At 57.9% G+C, this 15,059-nt stretch carries 12 protein-coding genes, 1 tRNA gene and 1 pseudogene; 8 read left to right on the top strand and 6 right to left on the bottom strand.

The annotated features are described in order from the left end of the window. Nucleotides 1-21 precede the first annotated feature (21 nt). From BMI88_RS09140 to BMI88_RS09125, 4 genes are all read right to left on the bottom strand, one after another. The gene (locus BMI88_RS09140; RefSeq protein WP_078547976.1) at nucleotides 22-1,146 is read right to left on the bottom strand and encodes a DNA polymerase III subunit delta'; all 1,125 of its coding nucleotides are present in this window, start codon (nucleotides 1,144-1,146) and stop codon (nucleotides 22-24) included. A gap of 112 nt (nucleotides 1,147-1,258) precedes the next feature. Continuing rightward, nucleotides 1,259-1,873, bottom strand: a complete 615-nt coding sequence (tmk, locus tag BMI88_RS09135; RefSeq protein WP_078547974.1) for a dTMP kinase — start codon at nucleotides 1,871-1,873, stop codon at nucleotides 1,259-1,261. A 6-nt stretch (nucleotides 1,874-1,879) separates the two neighbouring features. Next, a complete protein-coding gene (locus tag BMI88_RS09130) occupies nucleotides 1,880-3,055 on the bottom strand; it encodes a D-alanyl-D-alanine carboxypeptidase family protein (RefSeq protein ID WP_078520229.1) in 1,176 nt (391 codons plus the stop codon). A 15-nt stretch (nucleotides 3,056-3,070) separates the two neighbouring features. Next, complete coding sequence (locus tag BMI88_RS09125) at nucleotides 3,071-4,036, bottom strand: SPOR domain-containing protein (protein WP_078547972.1); 966 nt, start codon at nucleotides 4,034-4,036, stop codon at nucleotides 3,071-3,073. Nucleotides 4,037-4,218: 182 nt separating this feature from the next. Between BMI88_RS09125 and BMI88_RS09120 the strand changes: the two genes are divergently transcribed. Together BMI88_RS09120 and BMI88_RS09115 are read left to right on the top strand one after the other, a co-directional pair. Further along, a tRNA-Ser gene (locus BMI88_RS09120) sits at nucleotides 4,219-4,308 on the top strand. Nucleotides 4,309-4,470: 162 nt separating this feature from the next. Next, nucleotides 4,471-5,745: a tyrosine-type recombinase/integrase gene (locus tag BMI88_RS09115; RefSeq protein ID WP_078547970.1), complete on the top strand. Its 1,275-nt coding sequence runs from the start codon at nucleotides 4,471-4,473 to the stop codon at nucleotides 5,743-5,745. 203 nt (nucleotides 5,746-5,948) lie between these two features. Here BMI88_RS09115 and BMI88_RS09105 read toward each other — a convergent pair whose 3' ends face one another. Beyond that, a complete protein-coding gene (locus BMI88_RS09105) occupies nucleotides 5,949-6,470 on the bottom strand; it encodes a hypothetical protein (RefSeq protein ID WP_078547966.1) in 522 nt (173 codons plus the stop codon). Between the two features lie 281 nt (nucleotides 6,471-6,751). Continuing rightward, on the bottom strand, nucleotides 6,752-7,150 hold the full coding sequence (locus BMI88_RS09100) for a transcriptional regulator (protein ID WP_078547964.1): 399 nt from the start codon (nucleotides 7,148-7,150) through the stop codon (nucleotides 6,752-6,754). Between the two features lie 239 nt (nucleotides 7,151-7,389). Here BMI88_RS09100 and BMI88_RS19550 point away from each other — a divergent pair, with 239 nt between their 5' ends. From BMI88_RS19550 to BMI88_RS09080, 6 genes and pseudogenes are all read left to right on the top strand, one after another. Beyond that, nucleotides 7,390-8,094 (top strand): hypothetical protein, encoded by a 705-nt coding sequence (locus tag BMI88_RS19550; protein ID WP_146673534.1) that lies wholly within the window; start codon nucleotides 7,390-7,392, stop codon nucleotides 8,092-8,094. Between the two features lie 638 nt (nucleotides 8,095-8,732). Continuing rightward, nucleotides 8,733-9,656: a hypothetical protein gene (locus tag BMI88_RS09095; protein ID WP_078547962.1), complete on the top strand. Its 924-nt coding sequence runs from the start codon at nucleotides 8,733-8,735 to the stop codon at nucleotides 9,654-9,656. Nucleotides 9,657-10,445: 789 nt separating this feature from the next. Then, nucleotides 10,446-10,795, top strand: a pseudogene (locus BMI88_RS09090) (transposase); the annotation flags it as partial. 174 nt (nucleotides 10,796-10,969) lie between these two features. Next, nucleotides 10,970-11,215 carry a hypothetical protein gene (locus BMI88_RS19545; RefSeq protein ID WP_146673533.1) on the top strand — a complete coding sequence of 82 codons (246 nt, stop codon included), beginning with the start codon at nucleotides 10,970-10,972 and terminating at the stop codon, nucleotides 11,213-11,215. 209 nt (nucleotides 11,216-11,424) lie between these two features. Next, entirely contained in the window at nucleotides 11,425-13,074 is a 1,650-nt protein-coding gene (locus tag BMI88_RS09085; RefSeq protein WP_146673532.1) for a hypothetical protein, read from the top strand. Continuing rightward, a complete protein-coding gene (locus BMI88_RS09080) occupies nucleotides 13,071-14,846 on the top strand; it encodes a hypothetical protein (protein ID WP_078547958.1) in 1,776 nt (591 codons plus the stop codon). Before BMI88_RS09085 ends, BMI88_RS09080 begins: the two co-directional genes overlap by 4 nt. Nucleotides 14,847-15,059: the final 213 nt, after the last annotated feature.

Genomic DNA, 15,059 nt, shown 5'->3' with positions numbered 1-15,059 from the left:
ATCGGCTCCTTTCGCGCCGCATCAGGAGGCGGCGGCTGTGATCTCCAAGACGATATCCATCACGAGCGCGGCAGGGTCAAGGTTGACCGCCCGGCCGTGGGCGGCGCGCGCGCCCATGCTCTGATGGAGGGCAGCCCATTTCATCGCTGCCTGATCGTCAGGCGACAATCGTGCGAGAAGCTGCGCCTCGCCGGGCGCGGCTTCGGGATGCGCCGGGCCCATCACGCCCGCGCGCGCGGCGCGCGAGAGAAACAGGTCGATCAGGTTCAGCACGAGGATGAAGCGGTTCTCGTTCGCCTTGCCCACGCAGCTTTCGGCCAGCGCCAGCGCGCCCAGACGGTCGAGCCGGGGCAGGGTGCCCATCAGATCGACGAGCTTGGCATAGGTCGTCATGCCGTCCTGATTGATCAGCCGGATCGCGGCACCGACGGAGCCACCCGACAGCGCGGCCAGCGCGTGGTGGTCGAGATCCGGCGGCTCGCCCTCCTCTTCGGCGGCGGCGATGGCAGCTTCCATCTGATCGGGCGTGAGCGTGCCCAGCCGCAATTCGCGACAGCGCGAGCGGATCGTCGGCAAGAGCCGCGCGGGCTGATGCGCGATCAGCAGGAAGGTCACGCGCGGCGGCGGCTCTTCGAGCAGTTTCAGCACCGCGTTGGCGGCTTGGGTGTTCATCTCGTCGGCGGCGTCAATGATCACCACGCGCCGTCCGCCCTCGGCGGCAGACAGATGCAGGAAGGAGCGCAGCTTGCGCACCTCATCGACGCGAATGTCCTGCGACAGCGCGGATTCGGTGGCATTCGCGCCGCGTTTGAGCACGAAGATGCCCGGCTCCGATCCGGCATGGATACGGCTGAGCGCCGGGTGGTTCGGATCGGGATCGAGGCTGGTGGGCTGTTCCGGCTCGCCGAACAGGCCCGGCCCATTGTCCTCGGGCTGGGTCATCAAGAAGCGGGTGATCCGCCATGCGAGCGTCGCTTTGCCCACGCCGCGCGGCCCGGTCAGCAGCCAGCCGTGATGCAGCCGCCCCATGTTGAAGGCGTCGAGGAAGTCCTCCTCGGCCCGCGTCTGACCGACCAGACGCAGCGTGTCGCGCGGGTGTCGCGCACCGGGCGCAAGGGTCGGATCGGGAAGGTCGGCGAGGCTCATGGCGGCACTCTAGTTGCGCGCGCGGGCGGTTTCCAGCGGGGTTTTTGCGGAAGGCTCGGGGGCTTGGCGATTGGTGCGGGGCGACCAGCCCCGGGCCGCGCCCGTCCGGCGCTCAGTTTTGCAGTTCCGCTTGCACGGCACGCAGCACATCGGCGGCAATCGCATCGGCCTCGCGCGCGCCGTCGATCACGCGGAAGCGGGGCGCGAATTCTTTTGCCAGCGACAGGAAACCCGCGCGCATCTTTTCCTGCAGGCCTACGCCGAAATCCTCGAACCGCTCCTCGGTGCCTTGCCGCCCCTTGGCGCGCGACAGCCCCACAGCGGGGTCGATGTCGATCAGCACAGTCAGGTCCGGTTCGCGTCCGATCATCAGGGTGTGCAGCTGATCGACCACCGCGCGCAGATCGCCGCGCGAGAGGCCTTGATACATCCGGGTCGAATCCGCGAAGCGATCGCAGATCACGACCTTGCCTGCGGCGAGCGCCGGTTCGATCACGCGCTCCAGATGGTCGCGGCGCGCGGCGGTGAACAGCAGGATCTCGGTCTCTGCGGACCAGCGGTCGGGATCGCCCTCGAGAACCAGACGACGGATTTCCTCGGCCCCCGGAGAGCCGCCGGGTTCGCGCGTCAGAACGACCTCGCGCCCCGCGTCCCGCAGGGTTTCGGCCAGCATCCGCGCCTGTGTGGATTTACCCGATCCGTCGATCCCCTCGAAGCTGATGAACATGCGCGCTTAGCTGTTCACCCGTTCCATCGCCGCCTCGAACGCCTTGCCCGACAGCCGTGCCAGCGCCGCTTTCACACGCACGACAAAGCCGCCTTTCTTGACGTCCTCGGTGGCGACGAGCGGCACTTCGTTGGCATTGTCGAGACCCGGCACGGTGATCACCAGCTTGCCGACTTCCTGACCTTGCTTGATCGGGGCCTGCAGCGGGCCTTTGAACACGGCCTCGGCGGTCACCTTGTCCTTCGAACCCGCGGGAACCAGCAGCGACAGATCGGTTTTCGGCGCAAGGCCGACGGTCGACTTGCCGCCCAGCCAGACCGGCGCCTCGGCGAGCTGGGTGCCCGCCTTCGCCACGTCCTTCATCACGAACTGACGGAAGGCCCAGTTCGCGACCGCTTCGCCTTCCGACCGGCGCGACTGCTCGGAGGGCATGCCCGCCAGCACGAAGACGATGCGGCGCTCGCCCATCACGGCGGAGCCCACGAGGCCGTAGCCCGCTTCCTGCGTGTGGCCGGTCTTCATGCCATCGGCCTTCCAGTCGGCGGCGCGGATGTCCAGGAGCGGATTGCGGTTCTCGGCATTGGCCGGGGCGCGGTCCTTGTAGTTGAAGTGGGTCTCGCTGAAGAAGTGATAATATTGCGGGAAATGGGTGATGATCCGGCTTGCGACGATGCCGAGATCATGGACCGACATGCGCTGGCCGGGGTCGGGCCAGCCGTTCGAGTTGGCGAACATCGAGTTCTTCATGCCCAGCTCATGCGCGCGCTCGGTCATCAGATCGGCGAAGGAGGACTCCGAGCCCGCCAGCCCCTCGGCCACCACCACGCAGGCGTCGTTGCCCGAGTTGATGATGATGCCCTGGATCAGATCGCGCACGGTGGGGCGGTCGGTCGTATTGAGGAACATCGTCGAGCCGCCCATCGACTGCGCATGTTCCGAGACCGGGAAAGTCGTATCCATCGTCACCCGGCCATCTTCGAGCGCCTCGAACAGCAGATCGAGCGTCATCAGCTTCGACATGGACGCCGGGGGCAGCGGGATGTCCGCGTTCTTCGCCATCAAAACGGTCTTGGTCGACAGATCATAGACCCAAGCCGCATGGGCCTTGGTGTCGAAGGCGGCGGCGGGCAGGGCGAACAGGCAGGCTGCAAGCGTGGCGGCAATCAGGCGAATGAAGGTCATATCTTCTGCGTAGTCCTATTTCGAGACGGGGTAGGCGTCGGGATAGCCCAGCCCGTGAATTTTGGTCTTGAGCGCGTCGAGGTCGGATTTCGTGGGCGCAGGGCCCGCGATCACGCGCCAGAAGGTCTTGGAATGGCTCTGTTCCTTCCTGATCTCGGCGATCACGCCCGCCTTGGCCATCTGGCTCTGGGCGCGTTTCGCATTCGCCTCGACGGAGAAGATGCCGATCTGGATATAGCCCGCGCCGGTGCTCATTTTCGGCGTGCTCGGCTGCGGAGCCGCCGCAGCTACCGGGGCTGCGGGGGCGGGCGCCGGGGCAGGGGCCGCACCGATTGCGGGCTTGGCGGGTTTCGCTGCGGGCTTCGGCGTGCCTTGGGCCTTCGCTATCGCGGCCGCCGCGGTCGCGGTTACCTCGTCGAGCGATTTCTGCTCCACCTCTCCGGGTGCCGCGATCACCGGCTTATCGACGAGCGGCGCGGGCTTGTCTTCCTTGACCGGAACCGTCTCGCGGCGCAGCGCCACAACGGAGAGCTCGGTCGGCGCGCCCGCCAACAGCCCCAGCGCATCGGCCGCATCCGAGCTGACCTGCAGTTTCGGGCCGGGATTGTCGGTCTCGCGCTTGAACAGCGCCCCGATCACGAATTTGCCGTTCGACGGGTTGCGGATGATCACCCGCTCGGGGTCTTTCACGTTCGGATGCGCGACCCAGACGCCGCCAAGCGAGGGACGTCCGTCCCAGAGGCCCTTTTCGTCGACCGAGAAGACCTGCGGCGCTTCGACGTCGCGCTCGATCATCTTCTGGCCGTTTTCGGTGACGGTTTCGGCGTCGCCGGGGCTCGCGGTCTCGTCCGCAGGCTTCTTCTTGAACATCCCGAACGGGGAGCCGCCGCTTTCTTGACAGCCTGCCAGCGCGATCCCCGCGCCCAGCATCAGGGCAAAGCCCGTCACCCGCTTGCGCGTCATCTTCTTCTGCTCAGTCATCCTGTGCCCCTTTTCGCGCGGTTTGCCCGCCTCTTGCCTGCGCGTCTGCACCGCTTGCGCCATGCGTTACGCGCGATCCTAGCGATTTGCAGAGCCCGTGAAAAGCTGCCCCAACGCCTACGCGCGGAAATCGGCGCGCAAGACTTTCAGAATCGCGTGAAGCGGTCTAAGCGAAACCCGTCGGAGGAGTGGCAGAGTGGTTTAATGCACCGGTCTTGAAAACCGACGTAGGTGAAAGCCTACCGTGGGTTCGAATCCCACCTCCTCCGCCATATGCTGCAAGCGTTGAATGTGCGTAGACAGTTGTTTTCCTAGGAAAAATAATGAAATTGGCGCGAGCGGCGCAGGTCTTCTATGCCGATTTGCTGCACATTTTGCTGCACAAACTGCTGCACATTTGCGGTTGTTGAGGGTTGTGACGGGGGAGATCCGTGATGTCGATAATGGCTAGGGGCAAAGGGGAAAAGTTCTACCTCGTGAAGCGTGTGCCAACGAAATATGCGTCGGTCGAAAGCCGTAAGACGGTTTGGATTTCTCTTGATACGGACTCGAAGTCTGTTGCCGGGGAGAGGGGTGGGGCCGCGTGGAGACAGCAGGTCTCGGAGTGGGAAGCATTGCTTGCCTGCGGAGGTGCCAATTCGGAACTGAAGCTAGACTCGGCTCGAACGTTAGTGGGATCTAAGGGGTTCGACTATTTGTCCTCGAAAGATCTGCTCGCCGGACCCGTGTCTGATATCATCGCGCGTGTTGAAGCGATTTCGATGAAAGGGCGAAAGACGAGAGCGCAGGAAGGTCGCGCTCTACTGGGCACGTTGCCTGACCCAGGCCTAAAGGTTAGCCGCGCTCTGGAGCTTTTCTGGGAGCTCACGTCTGATGAGATGAGGGGAAAGAGCGAGGATCAAGTCCGTCGCGCTCGCAATCCGGTCATAAAGGCGGTGAAGAACTTCGTTGAGGTTATAGGCGATAAGCCGATCCATGAGATTACTCGCGACGATATGCTTGATTTCCGTCAATGGTGGGCGGACAGGCTCGAGCGGGAAGGGTTAACCGCGAACTCCGCGAACAAGGATCTGACCTACCTTGGAAAGGTTCTCAAGCGTGTGAATGAACTCAAACGCTTGAAGCTTGATCTGCCGCTCGGTGGATTGAGTTTCAAAGAAGATGAGGCAGAGCTCAGGCCTCCATTTTCAAGCGATTGGATACGTAACAAGCTTCTCGCGAATGGCGCCCTCGCAGGGCTCAATGTCGAAGCTCGTTGCGTCCTTATCGGGATGATCAACACAGGCTATCGCCCGAGCGAAGGAGCGGCGCTTCTACCCCAGCACATTCGTTTGGAAGGTGCCGTGCCATATGTGATGATCCGTCCCGAGGGGCGTCAGCTCAAGACGCGAAACGCCAAGCGAGATATTCCACTCGCTGGAGTGAGCTTGGATGCGTTGCGCGAGTGTCGAAACGGATTTCCTCGATATCGAGACAAGCCAGGCCTCTCTGCGACGATCAACAAGTTCTTGCGGGAAAACGGATTACGAGAAACCGAAGACCATGTTCTCTACAGCCTTCGACACTCCTTTGAGGATCGCCTCTTGGCGGCTGGGGTGGATGAGCGTGTCCGCAGAGATCTCATGGGACACGCTCTAGATCGGGAGCGCTATGGTGCCGGTGCGTCCCTCGAGATGGCGCACACGATCATTCAGCGCGTGGCCTTCTGAGCTTGCGCAAGCTGTCTCGCGCGTTCGAGCGCAGAGCAGTCAGAGTTCAAGCGCATGAGCTCGTTCTCAATCCGGATGAAGAAGGGCAGGAAGATGGTGTCTTCTGTGACAAGCGTAGCGAGCGTATCGCGCGCTTTTTCCAAACGGTCGCGCTCACACTCAAGTTTCTCTGACGGTTGCATATTCGCAATGGCTCCATGGAGTTAACCTCGGAGCTGCCATTGCGGGACGTCGGTCCGAACTGACCGATCGAGCTTGTCCATCGCCTTTGACAGGACGACGGCTTCCTGCAAGCCGTCTGAGCGCTTGTCAGGATCTGCAAGGTCTTGCTTCTCTATTTTCGAAAGCCTGGTGGAAATTGCTTCACGCTTGTAGCGGTTGATCAGTTTCGCGAGGGTCTTTGCGGCTTCAAGCAACAATTCCACTTCGAGTTCCGCCCTCCCCAAGGCTCCGGTATAGCTTGGTGCGCCTTCAGGTGTTGTCGGGAACTCAAAGGCACCGGATGCAGAGACTGGATCAGTGTCTTGCGTAAAGTCCGGTGTCTGTCTGTTCATGCCATCGTAGCACATCACAAGGTGCTGCCAGAGCTCCTCTTGGGCATTGCTCTCTAACCACTCTCCGAGAGGCGGCTTAGATATCGGTTGAACAAGATCAAAAGATTGGCGCGCGCGTGCACGCTGACGTTCGACTTGCAGGCGTTTACGCTCCGCAGCGCTCATGGCCATCCGAACTACCTCGTAATGTGATTGTGACGATAGAAATCACAAATGGATGCGAGGGTGGTATTTGCAAGGGCGCCGGCAAGGAAAAATTAGGTATGCGGTTCAGTTTTCGACGTCGGTCTGCTTGCCAAGTAATGGGCGTGGGTTAGCCCCGCCCGCGGGGAACGGGGCGAGGTTTCCAGAAAAACTGCTCGAGGGGAGTAAGTCGACGCGATCCAACTTCTGCTTGCTAGAATGGGATCAGCCGTTGGTCTGCAACCTTGAGCAAGCGAGCTTGCACGCCTTCATTTCCCGAAAATTGCCCGCAGAGCATGGCGAGACTTCGCCGTGAGCCGAGGGTCGCTGTTCTCGGAGGCTTCGCGGAGTTCGTTGAGCCAACCGCGCTCATTCTCGGTCACGGCCGTCCCAAAAATCTCGTCGATCGCCAAGGCTGCCGTTTTTCCTACGGCCTGTTCAAGAGAAAGGCGCATGAGGAACGCGGGGTCGCATTCAAGTGCGCGGGCTAATGAAGGTATGCGATCGAGCGGGATTTTGGTTTTGCCAGCCTTGAGCAAAGACATCATGTTCGCGTTGACGAAGCCAGCTTCGATCGCAATCTCCGCTTGGGTCTTGCGGTGCCCAAGCGCCAGTATCCGATCACGCATGAATTTCGCAGCTTCGCTATTTTGGAAGGGGTATTTCATTTCTTGGTCTCTTTCGATCGTGCTGAAGAGACCGTAGCGCTTGAGTGTTTGACGAGCGGGTGGGGAGTGTATCGTTCAAGATGGGATGTCGAAGTCTTAGAGATAAGCGACCAGTCTGATGGGGAAGCGTCGGGTGCCCAGCAACCGAGGGCAAGCGAACCCTCCGGGTCGGACAGGATAGTTTTGCGTTTTGGATTCGATAAAGCTACGCTCACTCGGTATTAGATAGGATGCCATTGATGTCATTGATCTTAAAGGAAAGCATATCGAGCGAGCCTCGTTATCACGCCGATCGTTACGACTATTTCCGAAGTGTGGCGCGCCCGGGTGCTTGGCCCGAGACTTCCATTTCGACATGGCTGAAAAGCGTCGGTTTGCCAGCGCTTGCTTCTGTGGCTGCAACGACAAGCATCGGGCGCCGGGAACTGAAAGAGATGGCTGAGAATCCGGACTGTCCAGATCGCGACGTGCTTTGGGCGATACTTGGATGGGGTAAAATGCGTAGAGACCACGCCCGGACCCTCGCGCGAAATGAGGACAAGTGGCTAGCAGTGGTCAATCGGTTGCGCCGCGGCGATTTGAGCCGTTCCGAAGGCTACGCGCTTTGTCACGCGGTGATGAACAGTATCACAAGACCAGGGGTTGGTCCCGCCTACTTCACCAAATTGATCTTCTTTGCGGATCCCAAGCACGAAGGCTACATCATGGATCAATGGACTGCACGCTCTTGCAATTTCCTTATTAACGGTCCTCCCATTATTCGGATGCAGTCACGTAGCTACGTTTCGCCCAAGAATGGTTCAGCGATATACGAGGCCTATTGCCGGGTCGTCGAGGATCTCGCCTTGCGGCTCGAACGGTCTCCAGAAGAGACTGAACTGTGTTTGTTCTCGAAAGGGGGAAGGAAGCCTGATCCCTGGCGTAAGCGCGTCAAGTCTCACTGATTGCAGGCGAGAATTACGAAATTCTTTCGTAGGACGCATCAACCTCGCAGTATAATGGAAACCGCGAGATCGGTCGTCCAAAAAACGCCTGAGTATTGCCCGAGAATGCAGATGGAGAATAGAGTTGGCATACCACCCAAATCATATCGCCCGAATACTTGCGCGCGCAGCTATGAAGCGAGAAACGATTACCTACTCTGAGCTTGGAGCGAAACTAGGACGAACGGGCTCTATGCCGGGCCGGGGCCTTGGCAGCGATCTCTACAAGTGCCAAGAGTGGCTGACAGAGAACCGTCTTCCGCCCCTTACTTTCCTCGTGCTCAATAAGCAGTCTGGCCGCCCCTCCGACGAGGGGCGATACAATGGAAGAAAATTTGGCGACATGAATGCCGAAGAAATCCAAGTTATGCAAGAAAGCTGTTTTTGCTATGAGTGGTCGCCGAAGGTGTTGAGGGCTCTCGGTATTGAAGGTCCTGGTCGCAAAACTGATAAAATGGAAAGGTTATGATTTTTCTAAGAGTTTTATGTGTTTGCCTTGGGTCGGTCCCTATTCGGGTGCACTGCAACAGTGTTGCCTATCTCTTGCAAATGAGGAAGTTGGTAGAGAAAGTAGAATGCAGCCTTGAAACGGCCTATCCATGATTTCTAACGTGCCATCTTCGCAAGACCTGAATAATTCGGCGCTCACAGCGTTCTTTGCCGCGTGGCATCAGCTGATCCAACTCTTTGACGACTTCAATCAATCTTTCGGCCTCGAAGATCCCAATTTTTCTGAGGAGCTTGAGGAATATTATGAGCATTGCCAAGCGGAGCTCGAAACCATTTATTCTTTGGCTGCCCAAGCAAGCGAGCTAGCGTTGAAAGCCCGGATCTGTGAGGTGAGCCCTTATCTTCTATTGTTGGGACATGGCGCATCGTTTGGTGAAACAGACTTGGACATCGATTTCTCTGATCTTAGAACGATTGATGCGGTCGATCTACCCAATGCTGTCAACGCCATATGCACTTCAAAAGTGTCGGATCGTTTCAAGCAAAGGTTCTCGGAAATTCGAAAGCTGCGAAACAAGATCGCTCACTTCGGTGGTGCGGGTAAGGATTCAGCCCCCCGTGACGTAATGAGCTTGCTTGTCGCGCAGTATGCTGAGTTGTGGCCCGACGCTCGTTTTCTCAATAACTGGATAAATTACATTGGCTCAAGGAGATATTCCTTCTTTCACGATGGGAAGTGGGTTTCGGCAGAATTGGAGTTTGCCGAAATTCAAAAGACCTTCTTTTCACTGTTGAGCAAAGGTGAATTCAAAAAGATCGTGGGATTTCCAAAGAGCCAACGCCGCTACATTTGTCATAAGTGTGTCTTTGAGGGCGGATTGGATAGGCATGATTTGGCTGCCACTCTGGACACCGCATTTCTAGTCAGCGATACTACGCTACAGTGCCAGTTGTGCACCAAAAGCAGTGATGTCATGCGCAAAGATTGCAATGAAGAAGGTTGCAAGGGTAATGTCATCTCAATTGGTGATCCATATCCTGAGCGTTGTCACACATGCGGGTGGGATCAATAGTTTCCAATACAACGAGATTAAACGGACCACTTTACGGAAAACAGCTTACTTCTCATACGTCCGCTTTGATGCCGCTGGCACCTTGCGTCAAAGTTGACGGCAGATGAAAGCAATGGACCGTTGGCGTCGGTGCGACGAGGTGCAAAGGGCGGGGAGCGGTCGTTCGCTAATCTTCGCATGAATGACCACTCTGAGATGAGCTAGTAGGGCTCATCGACCTCCTCAACCCCTTTATGTGTGATCCTGAGCCATTGAGTGTCGTTGCGCGCCACAGGCCATTCGAGATGTATTCCGCCTGCAGATAGGTGCTTTGAGATCGCTTCTCCTACTCCCATCCGATTGGCGAGATTGGCACCCGGAAATGGTCCCTCCTCGATCCAGATGGAAACACCATCATAGGAGAAATTTAGTCCGATTCTTTGGAGCTCGGGTTCGCCATTCAAATCTTCAATCGAAGTTCGCAGTTCTGTTCCGAACATTTCTCTTGTTTTCAAAAAAGTTTCCTTTTTGATGCAAAATTTTTCCCGTGAATCTATAGTGTCTCTTATGCCATGAGACACTGACGACTTAAAGTCTCAGAGTAGGTGCCACATCCCGTCAGGTAGTATTGCTGTTTCGTGAACAGATCCGGCTTGAGTTCGTGTCAGTCCTTCGCCGCCTGCAAGGCCGACCTGCTGCCCAGGGCTGATTGCTGGAATTGCTGGTTGTGGAGCCAGACTTAGCGGTGCAGCGTGGCCTCCAGCTCTTCGCCGGATTGAAAGTGGCGACTTCGAAGCACCTCCTCGATGCGATTGCGCCTAAGACATGCGCAAATGTCACGACGCCATGGCTGATCGCGGTGCCAAGGCCGTCTTCCCGCCGCGCAAAACTTCAAAGCCATGGAGGGTGATCACCGCCGGAGCCGTGGCGCGCAACGAGGCCCCGCATGCATCCAAATACCTGGGCGCGCTCTGTAGCGACGGTGGAGCGGCTATCACCGCCGGAGTCGCATCGAGACGAAGATGCATTGTGCAAAACTGCTGTGGCAACGCCTCATGGCACGTGACTCCGACCATCAGGTCGCAGAAATCCAGATCCGTATCGCCGTCCTGAGCGGCTACACTGTGCTCGGCATACCTGTTACAGAGGCCGCGGTATAGGTCCGCCCGGAGAAGGGGGGGCGGCCAATCGCCGATTGGGGCAACAGAGCCGGCATGACTGGTTCGAAGCCGCTTTTTTTTGGCGTCCCGTGAAAAAAACGTTTCGGGCTAAGAAAATAATCTTTATCTGAAGGACCGGAAACAGTTGGAAAATTATTTATAGAGAGCGTATGTATGGAAGTCTGGTTTTGCATAAGCGGAAGTGTTGTTGCAAAGAGCGACAGAGGCGTCATTCCCCCAGTTGGTTCTGAAGTCACCATACGCATGGAAACCTACAAAAAAGGTATGGAAGCGGGCACCGTTTTGACATTTACGATAAGTGAGGACTTTCCACCGCACTACGACTACGCAGCTGATGTGGTGTATGTCGATGTGAACGCATGGAATGTTCAGAAACCGCACGAGGATGCTGGCGGTTGATTAAGCAGTGCGGGGCAGCAATTTTGTTCCCTACGACTACGATACCTGCCCAACCGCTTCCGGCGCCACAGATTCCATACAGAGAGCCACTCGGCGGGGAAGCGGGTGTTTCCATGCTACTGTGCCGGGCTACTGGCGCGCACACGTGGAGTGCCAGTTGAATGGTAGCGACTACAGAAATTGAGCTGACTGCACGGTCGGAGGGCCTCGTGGCTGGCGCTTTGCTTCTGAAAGGTTCATGCTGCACGAATGGCGAGGCGATCGCCGCGTTGGCGCGGGGGGCATCTTCTCGAAACACTTTGATCTCGGCTGCGGATATCAGGGCACTCGATGATCTTTCCGGTCCAAGGTTTTTCGAAGTTCAGATGGTCCTTTGCGAAGTTATCCCGCAGTTGGTGGCATCTCCTCCAGACGTAATGACTTTGGTCTCGACACTGGTGGAAAAAGGCGGTGACGATCTGGCGGCAACACAACCAAACGCCGCTTTCCGCGTATGGTGTGCCATCGAAGATCATCGCGCCGATCAAGTGATCATTTCTGCGCGTAGAGGCGATGCACTTGCTCTCCGACATCTTGTCTTCGCGCTGCAGGCCAAAGGCGACGTTGAGGAGGCGTTTCGTTCGGCTGGGACGGACGGAGAAGAACGGACCGCTGGGGTATTAGCCCTCTCCCGTATGACTTTGAACGCGGGCGAAGCCGGGCGCGCAATAGATATCATCCTGTCAGCGGCCAAGCCGCTACCTCCTACGGAGGCCGCAGGCATGATCAAGGCGGCGCTCGACATCGCAGGAAAGCACTCTGCACTCGACCGACATGATCTCATTGGGGCGCTCGACGGCCTCTCAGGCTCGTCTGATCCCGTCGCGGTCCACCTTATGGCGACCGCACTCTACTGGCATGGCGATGAGATGAGCGATACCGAGGTGGCGAGTTGCCTGCGGGGTATCCAGAATGTCGTTTCAGAGAATGCGGGGACCGTTCGGCAGATCGACGACGCGCTGCAGAAGTTGTGGCCGACCCGTCCATGCGAGGTCGGAAAGGCGGTCGCCGACCTCATCTCGACAACCAAGGGACGGGTCGGAAACAAAGCTCTCGAGGGGATCCTTTCGAGTCTGAGCCCAGACCAAGGACGTGCCTTCGCGCAACTGGCGACTAATTGGTTCCTGGGCGGCAACTACCACGTCTGCTCGTCTCTCGCCTCGCATCTGTCCGAGATCGATAGGACCACACCATGTCTGGATGTCCCAGCGGAAGTCCTCCCGGTTGAGGCATCGGACCAGCTTTTCGTCTGCCGTAAGGCCATAGGATTCTTGTTCCTCGCGCCAATGACCGCAGCATCTTGGATTGTTGCCGTGTTTCGTGGAGGGGGATCTGCATCCGCGGACGCCGCCGAGTTGCTCTTTAATCCGCTCCTCTTGAACTACGGCGGGGCGTTGAAGGACTGGTTGGAAAAATTGCTCGAGGAAGAAGCCCCGGGAAACGACGTAATCCGCGAAGTTTTAAGGCGCGCCCAAGAAGTCTGGGGCGGATTGGGTGCTGTGCGCGAGGTAGTGGAGCTCGAGCCATCGACCGCCAGACGTGCTCTTGTCCGCTTCCAGCAGGAGGAGGAGGCGGAGAGCATCAATAAGGAAGCGCAAAAGAAATCGGTCTTTTTGAATTTGGTGACAAGACAGACACTACTTTACGGCGACCGGTCTAGCTTCAGCATCTTGGATGGGGAGGGGAGACGCCGCCCTCAGACAGTGAACATGGCAAGTTTTTCAGTCAGCAGCGAGATACCTATGGGTTTGTCCATTGACCCAGTCGGGACCGAATGGATCATGGAGGTCTTTCGCTACGAGCAAAAGGCAAAAGCATGAAGCTCCTTGTTCGGCAACATTTGCAAGGAATGAAGGAACGCGGCGGTCTCGACGCCTTGCTGCCACAGATGTTATGCGAATTGGGCTACGAAGTTATCCACCATCCTCGTGTCGGCGGGCGCCAAGCCGGCGTGGACGTTGCTGCCGTCGGTCCAGATCCAGATGCAGGAGGCATGGAGTCCCTTCTTTTGTTCGTGATTAAAGCTGGAGACATCGGCCGCGAAGACTGGAACGGGTCGCTCCAAGCCGTGCTCCCTTCACTAGACGAGGTCGTCTACGACTACATCCCCAATAGGGTCTCGCAGCAGCACCGTGACCTGCCCGTCGCCGTCTGTGTCTGCATGGGTGGGGAAATCCAAGAGGGCATCCGCTCTGCTTGGCGGGGTTTTCAAGAAACCAGAGCCACAGACACGCTTCACTTTCGCGAGTGGAACGGCGACAGGCTTGCCAACCTAATTCTTTCCGGTATCCTGAAACAGGAATTGCTGGACCCGGACCATCGAGCGCATTTCCAAAAGGCCATCGCCCTAGTGGCCGAGCCTGACGAAGCATATCTCAACTTCCGGGCCCTGCTGGACGCGCTCACGCACGAGCTTGACCCTGACAAGGCCGGAACAACACGGCTTCGGCAGATGTTGATCTGCCTGTGGATTCTCGTGGGCAACGGCATGGATGCCCAGAACCTCGACGCCCCATATCGAGCCTGCGAGTTAGCTTTGCTTCACGCTTGGGACGCCTACCAGAGATGCCCGGAGACGAAGAAGGCGCGGCGCCGCGAGCGAGGTGACATTCTCGACCAAATTCTCTCGCTGTTCCTAGATATCAGCCACAAACTTCTCATGGAGAAGATCGGCCCGTATGCGTCAGGATTGCATGCTCTCTCGCTCTCCGTCCGTTCTCAATCAGCATTGGATATAAACCTCGCCCTTTTTGAAACGCTTGGGCGTTTGGTTTTGCTCGGCCACTGGCATCACTCTATCGCCCTTCTTTTTGAGGGGGAGGAGCAGGCCGCTCATCTCGCAAAGCGGGACGAAGCCCTAGATTTGGCAATTGTCATGATCAACAACAACCCTTCCCTTTTAGCGCCGATTCGGGACGATCATCAGATCGAGATTGGGATGCTCATGCTCCTTGCTCAAGCAAGTGGCCGGACGGACAACGTCGCGGGCTACCTTCGCGAAGTCGCGACACGTATGGTCTATCGATACGTTCGGCGGTCGCATTGGGTCACTTGTCATCAGGACTATCGGCGCCTTGCCAAGCATCCGCCCAATCAAAGCGATGAATATTTTGAAAGCTCGACAGTTGGCAGCATCCTCGTGCCGTTCGTGCTTGTTGGACTCGAGCGGCTTGGTGCGGAAGAGAATCTGGCGGAACTCAAGCGGGTCGTCGATGAGGAACTCTCCCATATGACTCAGCAGGTCTGGGTGCCTCACGAAGGCACTGACGACGCGATCTGGCGGAGCGGGCAAAGCATCGGCACCGCAGTGCCTGTTCCCGCTCTAAGCATGGAAGATGAGAGCGTTTCGCTGTCAGTTGAGGTTCAGGAAATCGCCGCAGAACACGAAGCGCTCCTGAAGTCAGACGTCATGCAGCGCGGCATGCTCCCGTTGTTTCTAACGGCGTGTAGACATCATCGCTTACCTCTGCCGCCTCATCTTTGGTTCGGCTCTGAGGGCAAGGAGTTGAATGCCGGCGATCAGGCCCGAGACGAGCCCTCGAAGGCCAACGACAGCGATACGGCAGATGGCAAATCGGTGGGCTTAGATTGACGCTGCCCAATCTTCATACGCAGCTTTAAGCGCGGCGCCATATTGATGGTATCGTTGCGAAAGACCGTTTGCGGCCTTTTCGCATCCTGACAGCTAATATCCGATTTGCGAGCGCAGTGCGGACGTTGACTTAGAAGTGTTTGAGCGGCGGGCTTGGACCGAACTCGACGATTTTTGTGGTAGAACTTGACCTCGCCGCTGCTGGTCCCCGCC

This window comes from Thioclava sp. F36-6 (assembly GCF_002020305.1).
GTDB classification, from domain to species: domain Bacteria; phylum Pseudomonadota; class Alphaproteobacteria; order Rhodobacterales; family Rhodobacteraceae; genus Thioclava; species Thioclava sediminum.
The sequence above is the reverse complement of the archived record's forward strand: the minus strand, read 5'-3'. Positions and strand labels throughout refer to the sequence as shown.